General features: G+C 65.9%; 17 protein-coding genes. 10 read left to right on the top strand and 7 right to left on the bottom strand.

Annotation, left to right across the window (positions count from 1 at the left end; all coding sequences use genetic code 11):
- Positions 1–216: 216 nt before the first annotated feature.
- Entirely contained in the window at positions 217–1617 is a 1401-nt protein-coding gene (gene yjjJ, locus KDK82_RS18110) for a type II toxin-antitoxin system HipA family toxin YjjJ (protein WP_088165811.1), read from the top strand.
- Between the two features lie 200 nt (positions 1618–1817).
- Entirely contained in the window at positions 1818–2465 is a 648-nt protein-coding gene (locus KDK82_RS18105; protein WP_088165810.1) for a DUF924 family protein, read from the top strand.
- A gap of 81 nt (positions 2466–2546) precedes the next feature.
- Here the strand turns inward: KDK82_RS18105 and KDK82_RS18100 are convergent, their stop codons facing one another.
- From KDK82_RS18100 to KDK82_RS18090, 3 genes are all read right to left on the bottom strand, one after another.
- A complete protein-coding gene (locus KDK82_RS18100; RefSeq protein WP_088165809.1) occupies positions 2547–3695 on the bottom strand; it encodes an acyltransferase in 1149 nt (382 codons plus the stop codon).
- Between the two features lie 510 nt (positions 3696–4205).
- Positions 4206–5051 (bottom strand): tRNA-uridine aminocarboxypropyltransferase, encoded by an 846-nt coding sequence (locus KDK82_RS18095; protein ID WP_088166329.1) that lies wholly within the window; start codon positions 5049–5051, stop codon positions 4206–4208.
- Positions 5052–5059: 8 nt separating this feature from the next.
- Positions 5060–5671 carry a class I SAM-dependent methyltransferase gene (locus KDK82_RS18090; RefSeq protein WP_013804555.1) on the bottom strand — a complete coding sequence of 204 codons (612 nt, stop codon included), beginning with the start codon at positions 5669–5671 and terminating at the stop codon, positions 5060–5062.
- Between the two features lie 366 nt (positions 5672–6037).
- Here KDK82_RS18090 and KDK82_RS18085 point away from each other — a divergent pair, with 366 nt between their 5' ends.
- Positions 6038–6679 carry a peptidoglycan recognition family protein gene (locus KDK82_RS18085; RefSeq protein ID WP_088165808.1) on the top strand — a complete coding sequence of 214 codons (642 nt, stop codon included), beginning with the start codon at positions 6038–6040 and terminating at the stop codon, positions 6677–6679.
- 32 nt (positions 6680–6711) lie between these two features.
- Positions 6712–7113, top strand: coding sequence for a hypothetical protein (locus KDK82_RS18080; protein WP_013804557.1), 402 nt, complete (start codon positions 6712–6714; stop codon positions 7111–7113).
- 139 nt (positions 7114–7252) lie between these two features.
- On the opposite strand, the gene KDK82_RS18075 is transcribed toward KDK82_RS18080, so the two are convergent.
- Entirely contained in the window at positions 7253–7639 is a 387-nt protein-coding gene (locus tag KDK82_RS18075) for a VOC family protein (RefSeq protein WP_013804558.1), read from the bottom strand.
- A gap of 139 nt (positions 7640–7778) precedes the next feature.
- On the opposite strand from KDK82_RS18075, the gene sbcD reads away from it, so the two are divergent.
- The 4 genes from sbcD to KDK82_RS18055 all read left to right on the top strand — a co-directional run bounded on the left by sbcD (position 7779) and on the right by KDK82_RS18055 (position 14050).
- On the top strand, positions 7779–9056 hold the full coding sequence (gene sbcD / locus KDK82_RS18070) for an exonuclease subunit SbcD (RefSeq protein ID WP_088165807.1): 1278 nt from the start codon (positions 7779–7781) through the stop codon (positions 9054–9056).
- Positions 9053–12550 carry an AAA family ATPase gene (locus KDK82_RS18065; protein ID WP_088165806.1) on the top strand — a complete coding sequence of 1166 codons (3498 nt, stop codon included), beginning with the start codon at positions 9053–9055 and terminating at the stop codon, positions 12548–12550. The genes sbcD and KDK82_RS18065 overlap by 4 nt, the downstream gene beginning before the upstream one ends.
- A 255-nt stretch (positions 12551–12805) precedes the next feature.
- Complete coding sequence (locus tag KDK82_RS18060) at positions 12806–13414, top strand: hypothetical protein (protein ID WP_088165805.1); 609 nt, start codon at positions 12806–12808, stop codon at positions 13412–13414.
- Positions 13415–13606: 192 nt separating this feature from the next.
- The gene (locus KDK82_RS18055; protein WP_043825384.1) at positions 13607–14050 is read left to right on the top strand and encodes a lysozyme inhibitor LprI family protein; all 444 of its coding nucleotides are present in this window, start codon (positions 13607–13609) and stop codon (positions 14048–14050) included.
- A gap of 37 nt (positions 14051–14087) precedes the next feature.
- Here the strand turns inward: KDK82_RS18055 and KDK82_RS18050 are convergent, their stop codons facing one another.
- The 3 genes from KDK82_RS18050 to KDK82_RS18040 all read right to left on the bottom strand — a co-directional run bounded on the left by KDK82_RS18050 (position 14088) and on the right by KDK82_RS18040 (position 16350).
- Positions 14088–14546 (bottom strand): RDD family protein, encoded by a 459-nt coding sequence (locus tag KDK82_RS18050; RefSeq protein WP_088165804.1) that lies wholly within the window; start codon positions 14544–14546, stop codon positions 14088–14090.
- Positions 14547–14659: 113 nt separating this feature from the next.
- The gene (locus tag KDK82_RS18045; RefSeq protein ID WP_016449874.1) at positions 14660–15724 is read right to left on the bottom strand and encodes an asparaginase; all 1065 of its coding nucleotides are present in this window, start codon (positions 15722–15724) and stop codon (positions 14660–14662) included.
- A gap of 119 nt (positions 15725–15843) precedes the next feature.
- Positions 15844–16350, bottom strand: a complete 507-nt coding sequence (locus KDK82_RS18040) for a glutathione peroxidase (RefSeq protein ID WP_088165803.1) — start codon at positions 16348–16350, stop codon at positions 15844–15846.
- 241 nt (positions 16351–16591) lie between these two features.
- Between KDK82_RS18040 and KDK82_RS18035 the strand changes: the two genes are divergently transcribed.
- Positions 16592–17161, top strand: a complete 570-nt coding sequence (locus KDK82_RS18035) for a bacterioferritin (protein ID WP_013804567.1) — start codon at positions 16592–16594, stop codon at positions 17159–17161.
- A 163-nt stretch (positions 17162–17324) separates the two neighbouring features.
- Positions 17325–19850, top strand: a complete 2526-nt coding sequence (locus KDK82_RS18030) for a penicillin-binding protein 1A (protein ID WP_088165802.1) — start codon at positions 17325–17327, stop codon at positions 19848–19850.
- Positions 19851–19878 lie beyond the last annotated feature (28 nt).

Here is a 19878-nt window from a genome sequence, read left to right as displayed (position 1 = left end):
GAGGCGGCTCTTGCTCGGCGTCTCTGAGTTGGAGCACGCCAGTTTCACAGGCTGTGATCGTGATTCGCAGACCTGCAAGCCGCCGCGAAATCCAGCTTTGCCGCGCCCTTGGGCGCGGTTTTTTTATCTATTCATATATCCATTCATGCATTTGCATAAATCCTTGATTTTCAATAAATTAACCCCTTGTTTCATCCATTCATGAATTGATTCTCCATGGCCACTGAAGACCTCTCCCTGCAGGTGCTGGCAGCACTGCGCCGCCAGGGCGGTGCGCTGGCGGCACGCGAGTTGCAGCAGATGCTGGGCGTGAGCCAGCCCACCGTATCGCGCGCGCTGGCACCGCTGATCCAGTCGGGCCAGGTGCGCAAGGTGGGGGCGGCGCGCACGCAGCGCTATGTGCTGCCGCGCCAGGTGGCGGGCGTGGGCGCCGAGGTGGCCATCATGCGCGTGGACACCGAAGGCCGCGCGTCGCCCTTCGGCCGCATGATCGCCCTGCACGGCGGCGGCTTCTGGGTGGATGAGGCCGACGGCCTCAGCGAGCAGCACGACGGCCTGCCCTGGTTCCTGGACGACATGCGGCCCCAGGGCTTCATCGGCCGCAGCTTTGCGCACAGCCACCCCGAACTGCAGCTGGGCGGCGACCCGCGCCAGTGGGGCGAGGACGATGTGCTGCGCGCCCTGGCCCGCTTTGGCGAAGACCTGCCGGGCAACCTCATCGTGGGCGAAGCCGCCTTCGAGCGCTTCCACTCCCTGCCCGCGCGCACGCTGCGCGCCGCCTCTGCGGCCGACTATCCGCACCTGGCCATGCAGGCCATGCAGGGCACGCATCCGGGCTCGTCGGCGGGCGGCGAGCAGCCCAAGTTCTGCTGCATCACGGCCGGGCGCAGCGTCATCGTCAAGTTCTCCCCGGCAGGCAACGCACCGGCCGAGCAGCGCATCCGCGACCTGCTGGTCTGCGAGCACCTGGCACTGCAGACCCTGGCCGAAGACGGCCTGCCCGCGGCGCGCACGCGGCTGTTCCTCGATGGCGGCCGCGCCTTCCTCGAATCGGAGCGCTTCGACCGCAGCCAGCCGGCGCCGGGCGATGTGCCAAGCGATATGCCAGGCGATGTACCGGGCGATGTGCCAGTCTCACAGGCCCACCCGGGCAGCAACCCTGGACGCATCGGCATGGTGTCCCTGCAGGTGCTCAATGCCCAGTACGTGGGCGAGGTGGACAACTGGGCGGCCACGGCCAACCGCCTGGCCGCACGCGGCCTCATCACCGAGGCCGACGCGCGCAGCCTGCGCCTGCTCGAAGCCTACGGCCAACTCATCGCCAACACCGACCGGCACTACGGCAACATCTCCTTCGTGCTGCCGCAGCCCCATGGCGACTGGGCGCTGTCGCCCACCTACGACATGCTGCCCATGCTCTACATGCCCATCAACGGCGAGATCGTGGAGCGCGACTTCGGCGCCCAGCCCCAGCGCCCCACGGCCGCCACGCTGGCTGAATGGCCGCATGCCCAGGCGCTGGCACGCCGCTTCTGGCAGACCGTGGCGCAGGATGCGCGCATCTCCGGGGACTTTCGCAGCATTGCCACGCGAAATCTTGAATTCATGATTGCCTGATTGACAGGCACCATCAATGAAATCCGAATACCAATCTGTGGATAACACCGGTAATTTCTCTTGAAAAACCTGTGCACATTCTATTGAAAAACATTTGCACAAGCTGTGCTTTGTCTGCGCAAAACCTGCCATCCACAAGGACAGTACGCCACCGCCTGCACAATCGAAGGCTTCCTCATCCGACAAGAGCCTGGCCACCGATGACAAGCATTGCCCCTTCTCACGCCGCAGACCCGCGCATCGCCGACGTGCTCAGCTACTGGCTGGGCTCCGCGCATCCCGACAACGCGGGCGCCCTGGCCTGCAAGAACCTGTGGTTCATCAAGTCCGATGCCACTGACGACCAGATCCGCGAGCGCTTCGGCGCCCTGGTCGAAGATGCACTGGCCGGCCAACTGGACGGCTGGGCCGACACGGCGCTGGGGCGGCTGGCGCTGATCGTGTTGCTGGACCAGTTCACGCGCAACCTGTTCCGGGGCACGGCACGCAGCTTTGCAGGCGACCCGCAGGCGCTGCAACTGGCGCTGGACGGCATCGCCCTGGGCCATGACCGGCATGCCGACCTGCCTGCCGTGGCGCGCATCTTCTGCTACCTGCCGCTGGAGCATGCCGAAGACCTGGCCCTGCAGGACCGCAGCGTGGCTGCCTTCCAGGCCCTGGCCGACCAGGCCGGTGACGCTGGCGGCGAGGGCGTGCGCGAGTTCCTGGCCGGCACGCTGGACTACGCCCACCGGCACCGCGACGTCATCGTGCGCTACGGCCGCTTTCCGCACCGCAATGCCATCCTGGGCCGCACCAGCACGGCCGAGGAACTGCAGTACCTGTCCCAGCCCGGCTCAGGGTTCTGAGAGCGCAGCACATCTCCTTCACCCACAAAAAAAGGGAACGTGCCAACGTTCCCTTTTTTGCTTTCGGCGCGCTGCCGGCATTCAGGCCGGCTGCGCCTGCGGCTGGCGCTCGCCGCCCTTGCGCTCGCCATCGCGCATGCGCAGCGCCCAGCGCTCGATCGTGTAGAACGACAGCGCCGACAGCGCCACCGAGATCGCCAGTCCCAGCGCCACCACCACGGGCCACGAGAAGTCGGCGCGCAGATAACGCACCACCGGGTAGTGCCAGAGGTAGACGCCATAGGACAGGCGGCCCAGCTTCACCAGCGAGGGCGACGACAGCATGTCGAAGACCAGGCCCGAGCCCTGGCTTGCCGCCACCAGCAGCACCACGGCGGCGCATTCCACCACGGTGATGCCCCAGACCATGGCGTCCTGGTTGTCCCATTGCAGCGCCATCAACAGCGGCACGGCCAGCGGCACCCACATGGCGTGGTGCATGCGCGCCTTCAGTGCAGCGATGAAGTCGGGCCGCTCGATCATCACCGCCGCCAGCAGCGCACCGGCGAACAGGCCCGAGGCACGGGTGTCGAAGCGAAAGAAGATCTCATAGAAGTGCTGGCCCTGGTCCACCCAGTACACGCGCCACAGCCAGCTCAGCGCCCACAGCAGGGCAATCGGGCGCCACAGACGGCCCGGCTTGGAAAAGCGCAGCAGCAGTACCAGCAGCGGCGGCCAGATCAGGTAGAAATGCTCCTCCACCGACAGCGACCACATGTGCAGCAGCGTGTCCGGGCTGTCGAAGAAGGCGATGCCGTAGTCGGCCAGATAGAGGATGGAGACCAGCGCATCGGTGTAGATGTCGTTCAGGTCCGGCCACAGCAAGGGCGCAAAGATGCAGTACGCGCCCAGGAACAGGGCCAGCGCCGGCATCAGGCGATAGAAGCGCCGGCGGTAAAAGCGCCAGAAGCCGATGCGGCCTTCGGATTCGTTCTCCATCAGCAGCAGCGAGGTGATCAGATAGCCGCTGAGCACGAAGAACAGGTCCACCCCGAAGAATGCGCCATCGAACAAAGGCGCATGGGAGTGCGACAAGATCACCAACAGGATCGCCACGCCCCGCAGCCCGTCAAGGGCGGGGTTGTAGTGCAGTTTGAAATCCTTGACCACCAAAACCGGACACCTTTCCAACGCCGGGGGATACGCCCCGGGCCATGAACAAACCCCATGAAAAATGGAGCACGCGGACATGGCGCAGCCGTCCCCGGGAGGGTCGCAACGCATGGTCCAGCGCGATAAGAGAGACGGCACGCCCCAAGGTTCCCGGCGGATGCTGTGACCAGCAATCCGCGAGCCGCGGCTGCGGCGCACCTGGAGGATGCGGGCCGCCTCTACGGGCGGCCCTGCGTGCACGAACATGCCCTGCAGTACAGGTCAATGGCTGATGAATTTCAGCGAAATCCGATTTTAGCCATCACCGCCTGCGGGCCAGGTTCGATGGGCATTCGGCCTGGAGTCCTGGGTCACCCCGCCCCGCTGCATGTCCACCTCTCATCGCACGCCGCGAGTATGGGCAGCGCACCGCGGCCGGAACGTAACAGGAAGTTGCCGCCGGCGCTGCTGCGCCCGGCCTCACGCCGCCCTGCACCACCCTGTTGAGCCACTGGCGAACACAGGGCAAGGGGAGTTGGATGCGCCGTCAACAATTTGGAACAAAACGCCACCAATCCCAATGAACACCAGCATCTTCCGCTATCGTTTTTAACAAGCAGGCGGACAAACGAAAGAGATCGCGTCCTGCAGACCACGGCGCGCGTCACTGTCTGTCTGCACCGGCTGCTGGTTCTTGGCCCGCAGATAGTGCTCGGTGAACAGCGCCAGGTAGCTCTCCAGCGCGCGGCCTGCGCGCCGGTCGCCTCCGTCGCCCGTCAGCTCCAGGCACAGGGCCGCCACCTCGCTGGTGCAGAAATGGTCTTCGCGCTGGGAGCGACGCAGACGGTACTGCGACACCTGGTCCGGGTGCAGGCTCAGCACCGGAAAGCGGTCCAGGTAAGGGCTCTTGCGGAACATCTTGCGCGCCTCGGGCCAGGTCGCGTCCAGCAGGATGAACAGCGGGCGCCGGCCTTGGTTCGGTTCGACCCCGGCTCGGGGCGCCGGCAGCGCATGCACCACGCGCTGCGGCGGCTCCACGAACTCGCCGGGAAACACCACATAGGGCTGCCACTGCGGATCATCGAGCAAGGCCAGCAGGCCCGCATCGGCCTCGGTGCGCGCCCAGCCGAAAGCGTGCGTCTGCTCCACCACATCGGCGATCAGCCAGCCCGTATTGCTGGGCTTGAGCGGCTCGGCATCGTGCATCAACAGGCAAAAGCCCGCCCGCGTCGGCAGCATGGGGCGCAGCGCGCAGATGCAGTGCGAAGGCCGCAGCCGGCAACCCTCGCAGCGCTCGCCGCGCGGCCCGCCGCGCGACAGAAACGGCCGCGTGCTGCGCGCCAGCCGCTGCGTGCGCAGCCGCGAGACCGCATGCGGCGCCACGCCGGAGTCCACGCCGCGCAGATAGGACAGAGGCACGCAGGCATCCTGCGCCGAAGCAGGCACAGCTGACATTTCCAGGCTCATCCCACGCTTTCCAGCTCGAACAGCGGCAACTCGGCGCGGCGGCTCAGCCACACGCCGCCGCCCAGTTCCTTGAAATGCTCGGCCAGCCCGCGCCGGTACAGATCGGCCCGGTGGCGGAACAGGCGCGGATCGGTCAGATCTTCATCGATCACGCCGCGTTCGTAATCCTCGCGCGCCACCGCCTCCACATACAGGCCGCCTCGGCTCAACCGCCCCAGATTGGCCAGCGCGCGCTTGAGATCCGGCGGGCTCAGATAGGGCAGCACGCCCTGGCAGATCACCAGATCGAAGGGCTCTGCAGGATCATGCGCCGCATAGTCCACCACCGAGCCGCGCTCCCAACCGAAGCGCCCGCACAGGTACTCGCTGAACTCCACGCCGTGGTAGCTGGCACCGGGGAAGTGGCGCTGCACCGCCTCGCGCCACAGACCAATGCCGCAGCCTACATCCAGCACGCGGCGCACGGGCACGCGCACATAACTCAGGTAGGAACAGACGAAAGCGCCCAGACGGTTCACATGCTCGGTATCGACCACGCTGGTCTTCTTGTCGAAGTAGTAGCGCTGGTAGTACGCCTCGTCGAACCACTGGTCACTTGCTGATTGCACGCATTCTCCTTGGGGGTGAGCGCCCGGCGGGCGCATCGGGGCGGGAGTATGGCGTACAGGGCAGTGGGTATGGGCCTGCGTGTTTTTTGACCCTGCCGGGTGGTGCTTTTTCCGAGGCCAAGCCTGTCCAGTTGTCGACCAATTTCTTGATCACCCGCATAAGCCAAGACAGTTGCTACTCCGCCAGGCAGACTGATTCGCATATCAGATCACAACAACAGCCGCCCAAACATCTAAAAAACTGCGAGATATGACAAAAGATCAGGATTGCATAATTTTACAAATTCAACCCAACCACTCAATACCCATCATGGCTAACATATCAACGGCAATTACGATATCTCGCAAATCACTGATTAACAACTTATGGGCCATCATCAGGCCCACATCTTTGGTACTCAAATGCTAATAATCGATAGAAATGGAATAGCAATCCACTCACTCATAAAGCCAGCCATCGCACCCACCATTGAACGTGGTGAAATGAAAGAAATTCATGGCATCATTGTTCATCAAACTGGAGGGTCGACAGCACAGTCTTCAATTGATAGTTACAAAAACCCATCAGCAAATGGAGCACATTTCCTGATAGAGAAAGATGGAACAATATATCAAACCGCTTCCCTCTACAAACAAACATGGCACATTGGCAAAATAAAAGCGCGTTGTTTACTGGAAAAGCGATGCACACCAGTTGAATTAAAATCGTTACAACGTTTCAATCCAACCCAAGAGAACAAGCGCGAGATGCTGAAAAAGGTTCCAGCACGATTTCCGGCCAACCAAGACAGCATTGGCATTGAATTGGTAGGTGAAGCACTTCCTCGTGGCGGGAACATACCAGACGAAAAGAAAACTTATCAAGCCGTTACAAGCGAGCAGAATAATGCACTACAGTGGCTTATCGCGGAATTAACGCTGACACTAAGAATATCTATGAGCGAAGTTTTCAGGCACCCAGAAGTCTCTAGAAAAAATCCTACGGAAGCGATTTCAGCAAAATGGTGAGATCACTATTAACCTTACCCCTGCTAGTTGTTATGGCTAGCACCGCCTCCGCCGCCAATCAATGCACAAAAGGCTCAGAGTTCGAGCCGCCACTGTGCCCACTGATACTTCCCAAGATCAGCCAGATCACCATCCAGGAAAACGCGGCCAAATCGCCCATCGAAAAAGACCCAGCGGTGAGTTGCGCCAACTTTGTCCTGACCATCTCCCAGGTGCGCCGTTATTTTCAACAGGCAAAAACCACCAACGAAAACGACGCGCACTACACGCTAGACTGGTCGCCCTGCTATGCAAGCGGCGAAATCGCATTCAGCGATGGCAGCCGTGGAAGTTGGAGCATCAACCAGTTCCGGGGCGGTGCGCTGTTCCTGGAGGGCCGGGACAAGACGGTATTGCACTGCCCAAAATGCAAGTTCAAGCCATTTCAATGGTGATTATTCTGGCGTGGCACCACCTTGGCCAACCGCAATAAAAACAGCCGAGTGCAGCGATGGCACATCGGCTGTTTGCATTTTGGCGTTTCGACGTCAGGGCTCCAGCGCCGAAAAAACACCGTCCGGCACGGTCAGAAACTCAGGCCTTCGGCGGCCGATGCAACAGGCACAGCTTGTTGCCATCCAGATCCCGCACATAGGCCAGGTACAGCCGACCACCGGGCGAAGCCTCGCGCCAGCCGGGCGGATCCTCGCAGGTCACGCCCCCGGCTGCCACGGCAGCGGCATGGGCCGCGTCGGCCTGCTCGGGCGACTGCGTCGCAAAGCCGATGGTCGCACCATTGCCGTGGCAGGCAGACTCGCCGTTGATCGGTGTGGAAATGGCAAACGTGCCGCCCGCGCTGCGGTAGAAATAGCGGTTCTTGTTGGCCATGCCCGGCGCAACGCCGAGCGCGCCCAGGAATGCGTCGTAGAACTGCTTGGATTTTTCGAGGTCGTTGACCCCGACCATGACGTGGCTGAACATGCCTGTGTCTCCTTGGTTGATGCGAACCGGGATGTTAGCTGCGGCACGCCGTCCTGCTGTCACCCATGCGCGCCAGCGACCATACTGTCGCCCCCGCCACAGCCGGCGGACATTGCACCGATACCGCGATACCGAAACCATGCGCCTTCTTCACACTTCCGACTGGCACCTGGGCCAGCACTTCATGGGCAAGAGCCGCCAGGCCGAGCACGCTGCGCTCATCGACTGGCTGCTGGAGCAGGTCGATGCCCAGGCGGTGGATGCCGTGCTCATCGCGGGCGATATCTTCGACACCGGCGCGCCGCCCAGCTATGCGCGCGAGCTGTACAGCCAGTTGGTGGTGCGCCTGCATGCGGCGGGCGTGGCCCTGTTGCTGCTGGGCGGCAACCACGACTCCGTGGCCACGCTGGCAGAGAACCGCGAGCTGCTGGCCTGCCTGGACACCACCGTGGTTGCCGCCGTGGGCGAGACGGCCAGCCACGTGGTCGAGCTGCCGCTGCGGCGCCGGCTGGGGCAGCCGGCCGCGCCCGGCTGCATCGTCTGCGCCCTGCCCTTCATGCGCCCGCGCGACCTGGTGCTGAGCCAGCCCGGCCAAAGCGCCGAGCAAAAGCAGCAGGCGCTGCAGGCCGCCATCGAGTCGTGCTACCGCAGCGTGCACGACGCCGCCATGGCACGCCGTGACGCGCTGGCCGCCGCATCCGGCCAGCGCCTGCCCATCATCGCCACGGGCCATCTCACCACCGTGGGCGCCAGCAGCAGCGAGTCCGTGCGCGAGATCTACGTGGGATCGCTGGATGCCTTCCCCACCTCGGCCTTTCCGCCCGCCGACTACGTGGCGCTGGGCCACATCCACCAGCCGCAGAAAGTGGGCGGCCTGGAGCACATCCGCTACAGCGGCTCGCCCATTGCGCTGAGCTTTGACGAGGCCCGCCAGTCCAAGCAGATGCTGCTGGTGGACCTGGGCCCCGAAGGGCTGCAGGCCGTCACGCCGCTGCCCGTGCCCTGCTTTCAGCCCATGGCCTCGGTGGCAGGCAGCCTGACCGCCTTGCCGGATCTGATGCGCGCCACCGCCCAGGCCGGCAGCCCTGCACGGCCCGTGTGGTTGGAGGTGGTGGTGGAGCAGGACGACTACCTGCCCCAGCTCACCGACCGCGTGCAGGCCCTGGCCGACGAGCTGCCCGTGGAACTGCTGCGCGTGCGGCGCCAGCGCGGCCGGGCGGTGGCCGGCATGGCCGCCGCCGCCGGCGAGTCGCTGCACGAGATCAGCCCCGCCGACGTCTTCGAGCGCCGCCTGGCGCTGGAAACACTGGAGCCCGGCCTGGCCCAGGCCCTCACCCGGCGCTACCAGGAAGTGGTGGCCGGGCTTGATGCGCCCCAGCCAGGCGCCGGCGAACACGGCGAGGAGGCCCGCGCATGAAGATCCTTACGCTGCGGCTCAAAAACCTCAACTCGCTCAAGGGCGAATGGCGCATCGATTTCACGCAGGCACCGTTCGCGGGCAACGGCCTGTTCGCCATCACCGGGGCCACGGGCGCGGGCAAGTCCACCCTGCTCGATGCCATCTGCCTGGCGCTGTACCACCAGACACCCAGGCTGAACAACATCTCGGCATCGGCCAACGACCTCATGACGCGCCACACGGCCGACTGTCTGGCCGAGGTCGAATTCGAGGTCAAGGGGCAGGTCTACCGCGCCTTCTGGAGCCAGCGCCGCGCACGCGACAGGCTCGATGGCGCACTGCAGGCCCCCAAGGTGGAACTGGCCCGTGGCGACGGCAGCATCCTCAGCAGCCAGACGCGCGACAAGCTGGAGCAGACCGCCGCCATCACGGGGCTGGACTTCGAGCGCTTCACCAAGTCCATGCTGCTGGCCCAGGGCGGCTTTGCGGCTTTTCTGCAAGCCAATGCCAATGAGCGCGCCGGCCTGCTGGAAGAGCTGACAGGCACCGAGATCTACGGCCTGATCTCGCAGAAAGTCTTCGAACGCGCCCGCGACGCGCGCCAGCGCCTGGACCAGCTCAAGGCCCAGGCCGATGGTGTGGAGTTGCTGTCGCCCGAGGCACGCGATGCCCTGCAGGCCCAGGCCGACAGCCTGGTGACGGAGCAGGCCACGCTGCAGGCCGACTACCTGCGCACCCAGGCCCAGCACCAATGGCAGCAGCAACTGGCCCAGGCCACCCAGACACTGCAGGCCGCCCGCACCGGCTGCGCAGACGCCGCCCAGGCACTGGAGCAGGCCGCGCCCGAACTGGAAAGCCTGGCCCGCGACGAGCCCGCGCAGGCGCTGCAGCCGCTGCACCAGACCTGGCAGCGCAGCACTGCCGCCTGCGATGACAGCCGCCAGAAACTGCAGCAACTGCGCGAGCACGAACAGCAGACCCAAGCCCGGCTGCTGTTGCAGCACCGCCACGCCCAGGCCCTGTCCGCCCGCCTGGCCCAGGCTGCGCAAGACACCCTGGCCCGCCAGCAGGCCGAGCACCAAACGCTGGAACAGTTCTGCACCCACCATGCCGCACATGCCCTGCTGGGCGAGCGCCTGGGCAGCTGGCGCCAGCAGTTCAAGCTGCGCGCCAGCCAGCAACAGCAAGCGGCCAGCCAGCAGCAGGCCCTGCGCAAGCTGGATGCCGAACAGGCCCGCATGGCGCAAAGCGCCGAAAACGGCGCGGCCCAGGTCCAGGCCGCCACCGACGCCCAGGCCCGCGCCAGCGCCACACTCCAGCACGCGCAGGACGAACAGGCGCAGCGCCTTCAAGGCAGCGGCGGCATGGCCGAGCTGCGCGCGCGCGAGCAGGCAGAGCAGGACCGCCTGCACCTGTGGCGCCAGGCAGAAACCCAGGCCGCGCAGCGCCGCGAACTTGCGCGCCAGCAAGCTGCGCTGGAGCAGGAATTGCGCGATGGAGAGGCACAGGCGCGGGCGCAGGACACATCGCTGCAAGCCCTGCGGCAGCAGTACAAGAGCGTCAAGGAACAGGTCGCGGACAAGCAGACCCTGCTCCTGCAGGAGCAGCGCATCCAAAGCCTGTCCGAGCACCGCCACGCCCTGCAGCCCGGCCAGCCCTGCCCGCTGTGCGGCGCGCACGAGCACCCGGCCGTGGCCGCCTACGAAGCGCTGGACGCCTCAGCCACCGAAGCCGCGCTGCGCCGCAAGCAGGATGAACTCGACGCCCTGCAAACCCAGGGCGAAACGGCCCGCGCCACGCTGGCCGCCACCACGGCCGCACAGGCTGCGCGCCAGCGCCAGGCCGACGAACTGGAACAAGACATCGCACGCTGGCACGGCACATGGAACGACACATGGCAGGGCCTCACGCAACCCCTGCAGCTCGCGCCAGACAGTTGGCAACAGGCCGACACCCTCGCCGCATCGGCCCAGGCCTGCGCCCGCCAGCTGGACACACTCAAGCGCGCCGTGCAGGCCGCCGAGCAAGGCGAGCAGGCCGTGCAACAGGCCAAGGACGCCGCCCAGCACAGCCGCCAGTCACTGCAGACCGCGCAAGGCCAGCTTGCGCTGCAGCAGCAGGCCCTGGCCGACCACAGCGCACGCCGCGAAGAGCTGCAGCAATCCGTCGCCGGCCTGCAGGCCGAAGCCCAGGCGCTGAACGCGCAGTTGCAGGCTTCACTCGGCGAGGCCGGCCACACGGTGCCCGACGACGCCCAGCCCTGGCTTGAAGCGCGCGAAGCCGAATGGCAGCACTGGCAACAGGCCCGGCACGACCTGCAGCAACTGGCCCAATCCATGGCCTTGCAGCGCAAGGAATGCGAGGCTGCCGAGGCCGATGCGCAGCGCTGGAACAAACAGTCGGAAACACAGTGGGAGGCGCAGTGGGAGGAGCAGAGAACGGCGCAGCACCATCCCGCCGATACGGCTGTGGCAGAGCCGCCTTCCCTGCCCTTGCCGCCCGTGGAACAGCTGCCGCAGGCCCTGGCCGAATGCGCCAGCGACATCGCCGCTCTCACGCGGCGTCAGGATGCCCTGCAAGGCCAGCAGCAACAGGCCCAGGCCACGCTGGCCCGCCAGCGCGAGGAAGCGGCCCAGGCCGAATCCGCATGGCAGGCCGCCCTGAGCACCAGTCCCTTTGCTGACGAGCCCGCCTTCCTGCAGGCCCTGCTGCCCGCACCCGAACGCCAGCGCCTGGCCACGCTGCGCCAGCAGCTGCAGGCGGCACAACAGCGCGCGGCCACCCTGCTGGAAGCCGCACAGCGCGAGCACGCGGATCTGCAGGCCCAGGCCCTGACCGACCTGGCACCCGAAGCCATCCAGACCCTGCTGCAAACACTGCAGGAGCGCCATACGGCACTCAGCGAACAACTGGGCGGCGCCCGCGCTCAGCTGGCCGACGACCAGCGCCGCCGCCAGGGCCAGCAGGCCCTGTTCGAGCACATCGCCGCCCAGGCCAGCGACAGCGACCTGTGGCAGCACCTGGACGGCCTCATCGGCTCGGCCAAGGGCGACAAATACCGGCGCTTTGCCCAGGGCCTCACCCTGGACCACCTGCTGCACCTGGCCAACCTCCACCTGGCCCGCCTGCACGGCCGCTACCTGCTGCGCCGCAAGCCCGAGGGCGAGCTGGAACTGGACATCGTCGACAGCTGGCAGGGCGACACCCCGCGGGACACGCGCACGCTATCGGGGGGCGAAGCCTTCCTCGTCAGCCTGGCCCTGGCACTGGCCCTGTCGGACCTGGTCAGCCACAAGACCTCCATCGACTCCCTGTTCCTCGACGAAGGCTTCGGCACGCTCGATGCCCACACGCTGGAGATCGCCCTCGACGCACTCGACCGGCTCAACGACAGCGGCAAGATGATCGGCATCATCAGCCACGTGGAGGCGCTCAAGGAGCGCATCGCCGTGCAGGTGCGGGTGGAGAAAGGCGGTGGCGTGGGGCATTCGAGGCTGGTGGTTTCTTCGTGATCCGAAGCGTTTCAAAATCTCTTAGGCTGTTGTTTTGAAAAGAATTTCGGTACGTTTCTGGTTTTTTGAGAAACGTACCGAAAAAGGCTCTTTCGATTTCTGCCGGTAAGTTGTTGCGTGCTACCGCTTCGCCCGACTCTGCTTGCGGGGCTGTGAGTCACTACAGAACTGTCACCAAACTGCCTCCCAACGCCTGCACCATCCTGCGGGCACGGCCTGCCTGGCCGCCGTTCACTCCTTTTCAAGGACCGTTCCATGCAAGTGCGCTTTCCCAATCCCTTCGGCCTGGCCCTGCCCGACGCCCAGGCGGTGCGCGAGTACCAGGCCGCGCAAGGCTTCTCCGACGCCTACGCGCAGTTCCTGATCACGCAGAACGGCCTGGACTTCGACCGGCTCGAAGCGGCGCCCGACCGCGAGGACTACCTGCAGGCCGACGACGAGACCGGCGACAACCACGCCTGGCTGCGCACCCTGCACCACTTCCGCGCAGGCTCGGAGCACTACGACGTGGAGGACCACCAGCGCGAGAACCTGTTTGCCGCGCACTTCATGGTCATTGGCCATGACCCTGGCGGCAACCCCTTCGTGGAAGTGCTGCACGGCGCCTTCAAGGGCCGCATCGGCAGCCTGGACCATGAGCTGTTTGCAGGCTGCGAGGACCTGGAACAGTTCCTCGAAGAAATGGAACTGAGCGGCTTTGCCGCCGCCAGCGTGGACGAACAGACCGACATGCTTTGCGACGAAGACCAGGGCCTGATCTGGTTCCACGCCAGCAGCATGGACAGCTTTGTGCAGCAATGCGTGTTCTGCGACGAGGACGGCTCGGGCTTCGTGGTGGACGAGCCGGGGCTGGAAGAGGATTGAGCTACGGGGCGGGAAGGCCGGTGCTCGTGCGCAAGGGAAACCACTGCGCATTGGCATGACCGGTGGCTTGGCGTTCGCTTGCGGTTGCTCGCAACCGGCCAATCAGGCATGCCAGAATGCCCGGCGCCTTTGCGGCCATCGTCATTGCATCGGGATCAGGCAGCCCGGCCTCTTCGGATTCAGGACCTCCACATGCGAGCAATAAAGCTGACAACCCTGGCACTGGCAGCCTGCATTCCTCTGTGGAGCCTCGCCACGGAAATCATTTCTCAACCCGATGAACGCGCCTTGCGCGAGGAATGCAGTGCCCACTCCCAGGCCGGAATGCGAGACTGCCTGGCGCGCAGGCTCGCAGACAGCCACAAGGCCTTGAAGCAGGCCGAGGAACAGGCAGCCAGCGCGCTGGGGCAATGGGATGAGGATGCCAAATATGCCGCCCAGGCCAAGGCCAGGCTGTCCGCCTCCGGCAAGGAATTCACGCAGTACCGCGATGCCCAATGCAGCTGGCTTGCTTCTCTGGCTGGCGGCGCAGCCGGCAACGCGACGGAGATCAGGCGCCTGTCCTGTGCTGCAGCACTGAACTTGGGGCGGGCTGCGCAGCTGCGCGACGCCACATCCGAGCTGCCGTTGAAATAGCACGGAGCGCCCGCTGCGGGCGCGCCTGAGGAGCGTGTCAGCGGAACTTCACCGGCTGCACCCCCAGGTGCTTGGGCCTGACCACCACGGTGCCCGCAATCTTGTCGTGCCAGCCCTGCTTGCGCGGGTCAAAGGCCACCCAGATCAGCCCCAGGCACAGCGGGATGATGGACACGAAGTAAGCCAGGTAGCGAATGATGGCCTGCCGTGTGCTCATGTCCGCGCCGGTCTGCGCGTCCACGATCCTGGCGGCGATGAGCATCTTGCCCGGCGTGGCCTGTTTCTTGATCCAGAAGATGACGACGGCAATGGCAGGCAGCACCCAGGAGATGACGAAATCGGCCGGGCCGTGCAGCAGTTTTTCGGATTCCAGGTATTCCCAGCCATAGATGGAGATCAGGGCCGGAAGCATGAGCACGAGCAGGATCACGGTGTCGATCAGCGCGGCGCCGGTACGGGCCCAGAAGCCTACGTATTCGAGATCGTCATCCTGCATGGTGCGCCCTGGTTGGCATATGAGGCTGCCAGTGTGCCACCTCGGTGCCCCGTCAGAAATGCCGCGCAAGGCCAGGGCCTGCGCGGCAGGGTTGCGGCGGCCTGTCGGTCGAACTATCGATCGAATACCGCCTGCAGGTCCTTCTGCCCCGTCACGCCGGACTGCAGCGCCAGCATCAGCAGGATCCGCGCCTTGGGCGCGCGCAGATCGTCGGCCATGACGGCGCCGGCCTCGAACGAGGTCTTGCCGCCGCCCTCGAAGCCGTAGCTGGGCATGACGCGGCCGTTGTGCACGCGCGTGCTGACGACCACGGGCACGTTCTTGCCGATGGCGTACTTGGCGGCATCGAGCATGGCGACGTTCATGTTGCCCATGCCCAGGGCGTCGATGACGATGCCCTTGACGCCCCGGTCCACCGCCTGGCGCACGGCCTGGCCGTTGGCGCCGCCGTACATGGGGAAGATTTCCACCTCGGGCATGGTCTGCGCCTGGATGGGCAGGTGCTGGCGGCGCGCGGGGGCGGAGGCGAAGTTCACGCGGTCCGGGTAGACCTCGCCCAGAAAGCCGAATTCACCCGAGCGGAAGGTCTCCACGTTGGCCGTGTGTGTCTTGGTGACGTAGCGCGCGGCATTGATCTGGTTGTTCATGGCCAGCATGGCGCCCTTGTCGCGCGCCTTGGGGTCCACGGCGATGCGCACGGCGTTGAGCAGGTTGCGCGGCCCGTCGAAGTCGGACACCGAGGCATTGCGCTGCGCGCCGATGAGCACGACGGGCTTGGACGACTGCACGGTCAGGTCCAGCCAGAAGGCGGTTTCCTCCAGCGTGTCCGTGCCGTGCGAGACGATGGCGCCGGCCACCTCAGGGCGGGCCAGCGCTGCCTGTACGGCCTGGGTGAGCTGCACCCAGCGGGCCGGGTCCATGTAGTCGGAGGGCACGTTGGACAGGTTGTTGACCTGGATGCGCGCGTACTTGCCCACGTCGGGCACGGTGGCCAGCAGGTCGTCGCCCGAGATCGCGGGCACGGGCGCGTTCTTGACCGGGTCGATCTTCATGGCGATGGTGCCGCCCGTGGCAATGAACTGGACCACGGGCTTGTCCTGGGCGGCGGCGCTGGTAGCAATCATGGGCAAGGTGCAGGCGGTGAGCAGGGCGAGGGCGGTGCGGCGGAAGGCTTTCACGGGTGTTGTCTCCTTGTTGTGATGTCAAGGAGCATGCTAACCATGGCGTGCGGCCGGCCCGCGCTGCCGGCCCTGCGTGAAACCCTGATGGACAGGCGCGATCAGCGCGCATCAGCGCGTCAAGGCGTCAGCGCGGCCTCAATGTCCGTGGACAGCTTGGCCGGCGCATCCTGGGGCGCATAGCGGCGGATGACCTGGCCGTCGCGGCCAACGAGGAATTTGGTGAAGTTCCACTTGATGGCCTTGGTGCCCAGCACGCCCGGCGCCTCGGCAGTGAGCCAGCGGTACAGCGGGTGGGCGTTGGCGCCGTTGACGTCGATCTTGCCCATGAGCGGAAAGCGCACGCCAAAGTTCAGGTCGCAGAAGCTGGCGATTTCCGATTCGCTGCCCTTTTCCTGAGAACCGAACTGGTTGCACGGAAAGCCCAGCACCACCAGGCCGCGCTCGCCGTACTGCTCATGCAGCGCCTGCAGGCCGGCGTACTGCGGCGTGAAGCCGCAGGCGCTGGCGGTGTTGACGATGAGCAGCACCTTGCCGCGGTAGTCCGACAGGGGGACGGCCTGGCCCGTGATGGAGGTGGCCTCGAAGTCGTAGGCCGAGCGGGGCGCGGCGGCGGTGTCATTCATGCGGGTGCTCCTGGAGTGGAGCGCCCATGGTAGCGCCGGGATACCCAGGGACACCCAGGGGCGCGCTGGCCGGGCATGGGGATGCGGACTTGTCTCACAGACAGCAGGCGACCGAAAACTTACCTTGGAAGACAACAGGCGGGCACATCGGCCCGCCTGGTCCCGTTTCGCTGGCAGGTGTTTACAAGCCGCATAGGCGCATGCCTGCCGTAGTTTCCGTCCCACGATGAAGAGACCACGTATGAACCCCAACAGCACCCCCACGAAGCAAGCCAAATCCAACGCCGGCAACGGCCACCTGGCGCTGGACCCCAAGGCCCTGGAGGCCGCCAAGCACAGCCTGGACGATGGCGCCGTGACCCCGCACTTCGGGCCCTGGCGCGAGGACATCATCAAGCTGCTCAATGACTCGCTGGCCACCGAGCTGGTGTGCGTGATGCGCTACAAGCGCCACCACTTCACGGCCGTGGGCCTGGCTTCGCCCGCCATTGCGGACGAGTTCCTGGTCCATGCCAACGAGGAAATGGCCCACGCCGACAAGCTGGCCCAGCGCATCGTGCAGTTGGGCGGCGAGCCCGACTTCAACCCCCAGACGCTGACCCAGCGCAGCCATGCCGACTACAACGGCGAGATGGACCTGAAGGCCATGATCCGCACCAACCTCATCGCCGAGCGCGTGGCCATCGAAGCCTACAGCCAGATGATCGACCTGATCGGCGACAAGGACCCGACCACGCGCCGGCTGATCGAATCCATCCTGGAGCAGGAGCAGGAACACGCGGACGAGCTGTCCGACTGGCTGGAGAAATAAGCACTTCCCGCCAGTACCCGCCAGCCCGACAATACCGGGGCTTGGCCCATAGGCAAGGCACCCCGCGCGAGCGGGGTGCCGTTTTTTTGGGCATCCTCTCGGCTTCGCGGAATGGTCCCGCCCTATCGGCCCTGATGTTCTGTCATCAGGGCCGTCTTGCAATATGCGCTTTTCTTTCAATGACTTGAAGCTGCCCGACGCTGTGCTCGCAGCCTGGCAAAGGCTGCTGGCCAGCCGCATCGGCCAGCGCGTGGCGGCCCTGCCCTGGTGGCACCGCTGGCCCACGCGGCGTGAATGGCTGCTGTTCGCCGCCGCGCTGCCGCTGCTGTTCGCGCTGTATGTGCTGGCCCTGATCCCATTCACGCCCGGCATCCGCGACATACGCAAGGCCAAGCTGGAGCAGCCCGCCCAGATCATGAGCGCGGATGGCAAGCAGCTCGCGCAGTTCAAGCGCAGCAACCGGCAGTGGGTGAAGCTCGACGAGATGTCGCCCTCGGTGATCAAGGCGCTGATCGCCACGGAGGACCACCGCTTCTACGAGCACCACGGCATGGACTGGCGGCGCACGCTGGGCTCGGTAGTGCACACGCTGCGCGGCGATCCGCAGGGCGGCTCCACCCTCACACAGCAGCTCGCACGCAACCTGTACCCGACCGAGATCGGCCGCGCGCCCACGCTCAACCGCAAGCTCAAGGAGGCGATCACGGCCTTCAAGATCGAGGCGCTCTACACCAAGGACGAGATCCTCGAGACCTATCTGAACACCGTGCCCTTCCTCTACAACGCCTTCGGCATAGAGATGGCGGCGCGCACCTATTTCGACAAGCCGGCCGCGCGGCTGACGGTGCTGGAAAGCGCCACGCTGGTGGGCATGCTCAAGGGCACGAGCTACTACAACCCCGTGCTCAACCCCGACCGCGCGCTGTACCGCCGCAACACGGTGCTGTCGCAAATGGTCAAGCGCGGCGTGCTGCAGGAGGCCGAGTTCGCCCAGCTCAAGAAGCGCCCCATGCGCATCAACTTCGAGCGCCAGGAAGAGCCCCTGGGCATGGCGCCCCACTTCGCGCAGCAGCTGCGCAAATGGCTGATCGACTGGGCCGACCGCAACGACTACAACATCTACACCGACGGCCTGGTGGTGCACACCACCATCGACTCGCGCCTGCAGAACTGGGCCAACCAGGCCGTGGCGCGCCAGACGCGCACGCTGCAGGGCGTGGCCAACGGCGCCTGGAGCCAGCGCGACGGCTGGAATGCCGCCAACCCGCTGGTGCAACAGCTGGTGCGGGAGAGCCCCGCCTGGCGCGCGGCGCGCAAACGCGCGGACGGCCAAGGCAAGGACAAGGTAACGGACAAGGACAGCGAGGAAGACACCCTCAAGGCCCTGCTGGCCGACAAGGCCTTCATGAAGCAGCTGCGCGAGGACAAGACCCGCGTGCAGGCAGGCTTTGTGGCGCTGAACCCAGCCACCTCCGAAGTGCTGGCCTGGGTGGGCAGCCGCGACTTCACGCAGGACGCCTACGACCATGTGCAGCAGGCACGGCGACAGCCCGGATCGACCTTCAAGCCCTTTGTCTATGGCGCCGCGCTGCAGCAGGGCGCCACCCCCGACGACAAGCGCGTGGACGGCCCCGTGGAAATCAAGCTGCCCGGCGGCGAAGTCTGGCGCCCCACCGACGCCACGCCACCCACGGGCCGCGAGATGACGCTGCGCGATGCCCTGGCCTACTCCAAGAACACCATCACCGCCGAAGTCATGCAATCCGTGGGCCCCGCCCGCGTGGCGCGCCTGGCGCGCGCCCTGGGCGTGCGCCAAAGCCCGCTGGACGAAGTGCCCGCCCTGGCCCTGGGCAGCAGCCCCGTGTCACTGCTGGAAATGGTCAACGCCTATGCCAGCCTGGCCCACGGTGGCCGCTGGCTGCCGCCCATGATGGTCACGCGCATCGAGGACGCCGACGGCAAGGTCATCGCCGAATTCAGTCCGCCCAAGCCTGAGCGCGCGCTGGACGAAGACCACGCCTACGCCCTGGTGGACATGCTGCGCGCCGTGGTGGACAAAGGCACGGCCGTGGCCGTGCGCCAGCGCTACGGCATCCACGCCGACGTGGCCGGCAAGACCGGCACCACCCAGGGCAATGCCGACGGTTGGTTCATCCTCATGCACCCGGAAATCGTCACCGGCGCCTGGGCCGGCTTCAACGACCCGCGCATCACCCTGCGCAGCGACCGCTGGGGCCAGGGCTCGCGCAGCGCCCTGCCCATGGTGGGAGACTTCATGTCCCGCGCCCTGCGCAGCCCCGTCATCGACGCCAAGGCCCGCTTCGAGCCGCCCGAACAAAGCCACTGGTGGTCCGACATGGTCGGCCGCCTGCGCGAACGCATGCAGGACTGGTGGCCTGACCAGCCGCCGCCCGCCCAGCCCGGCCAACCCACCACCCCGGAGCCAGCACCTACCCCGGAACCCGCACCCGAGCCCACGGAGCCACCCGGCCCGGGCCTGTCGCCCGGCGAGGAAATCATAGAAAGCACCCCTGCCCTGCCCGCCCCCAGCATCCCCCTCACCCAGGGCACGCTGGGCCCCACGGACCAGCGCTCAGTGCAGGAAGCCACCCCCGCCACACCCGCCCTGCCCGGCGGCGAAGACGTCCCCGCAGGCACCGGCGTAGTGATCACGCCGATCCAGCCCTGACCCGGCTGGCTGTTGGCTGTTGGCTGTT

Origin of the sequence: Delftia sp. K82 (genome assembly GCF_002193035.1) — a bacterium.
Classification (GTDB): Bacteria; Pseudomonadota; Gammaproteobacteria; order Burkholderiales; family Burkholderiaceae_C; genus Comamonas; species Comamonas acidovorans.
Note: the sequence above shows the minus strand (reverse complement) of the source record. Positions and strands in the feature narration are given on the sequence as shown.

What these genes read in the sequence shown, in the direction of transcription:
- KDK82_RS18055 (WP_043825384.1), top strand. Translation starts at nt 13,607, where the DNA reads ATGCGAGCAATAAAGCTGACAACCCTGGCACTGGCAGCCTGCATTCCT.
- KDK82_RS18050 (WP_088165804.1), bottom strand. Translation starts at nt 14,546, where the DNA reads ATGCAGGATGACGATCTCGAATACGTAGGCTTCTGGGCCCGTACCGGC.
- KDK82_RS18105 (WP_088165810.1), top strand. Translation starts at nt 1,818, where the DNA reads ATGACAAGCATTGCCCCTTCTCACGCCGCAGACCCGCGCATCGCCGAC.
- KDK82_RS18030 (WP_088165802.1), top strand. Translation starts at nt 17,325, where the DNA reads ATGCGCTTTTCTTTCAATGACTTGAAGCTGCCCGACGCTGTGCTCGCA.
- KDK82_RS18080 (WP_013804557.1), top strand. Translation starts at nt 6,712, where the DNA reads ATGGCTAGCACCGCCTCCGCCGCCAATCAATGCACAAAAGGCTCAGAG.
- KDK82_RS18060 (WP_088165805.1), top strand. Translation starts at nt 12,806, where the DNA reads ATGCAAGTGCGCTTTCCCAATCCCTTCGGCCTGGCCCTGCCCGACGCC.
- KDK82_RS18040 (WP_088165803.1), bottom strand. Translation starts at nt 16,350, where the DNA reads ATGAATGACACCGCCGCCGCGCCCCGCTCGGCCTACGACTTCGAGGCC.
- sbcD (WP_088165807.1), top strand. Translation starts at nt 7,779, where the DNA reads ATGCGCCTTCTTCACACTTCCGACTGGCACCTGGGCCAGCACTTCATG.
- KDK82_RS18075 (WP_013804558.1), bottom strand. Translation starts at nt 7,639, where the DNA reads ATGTTCAGCCACGTCATGGTCGGGGTCAACGACCTCGAAAAATCCAAG.
- yjjJ (WP_088165811.1), top strand. Translation starts at nt 217, where the DNA reads ATGGCCACTGAAGACCTCTCCCTGCAGGTGCTGGCAGCACTGCGCCGC.
- KDK82_RS18065 (WP_088165806.1), top strand. Translation starts at nt 9,053, where the DNA reads ATGAAGATCCTTACGCTGCGGCTCAAAAACCTCAACTCGCTCAAGGGC.
- KDK82_RS18035 (WP_013804567.1), top strand. Translation starts at nt 16,592, where the DNA reads ATGAACCCCAACAGCACCCCCACGAAGCAAGCCAAATCCAACGCCGGC.
- KDK82_RS18085 (WP_088165808.1), top strand. Translation starts at nt 6,038, where the DNA reads ATGGGCCATCATCAGGCCCACATCTTTGGTACTCAAATGCTAATAATC.
- KDK82_RS18100 (WP_088165809.1), bottom strand. Translation starts at nt 3,695, where the DNA reads ATGTCCGCGTGCTCCATTTTTCATGGGGTTTGTTCATGGCCCGGGGCG.
- KDK82_RS18095 (WP_088166329.1), bottom strand. Translation starts at nt 5,051, where the DNA reads ATGTCAGCTGTGCCTGCTTCGGCGCAGGATGCCTGCGTGCCTCTGTCC.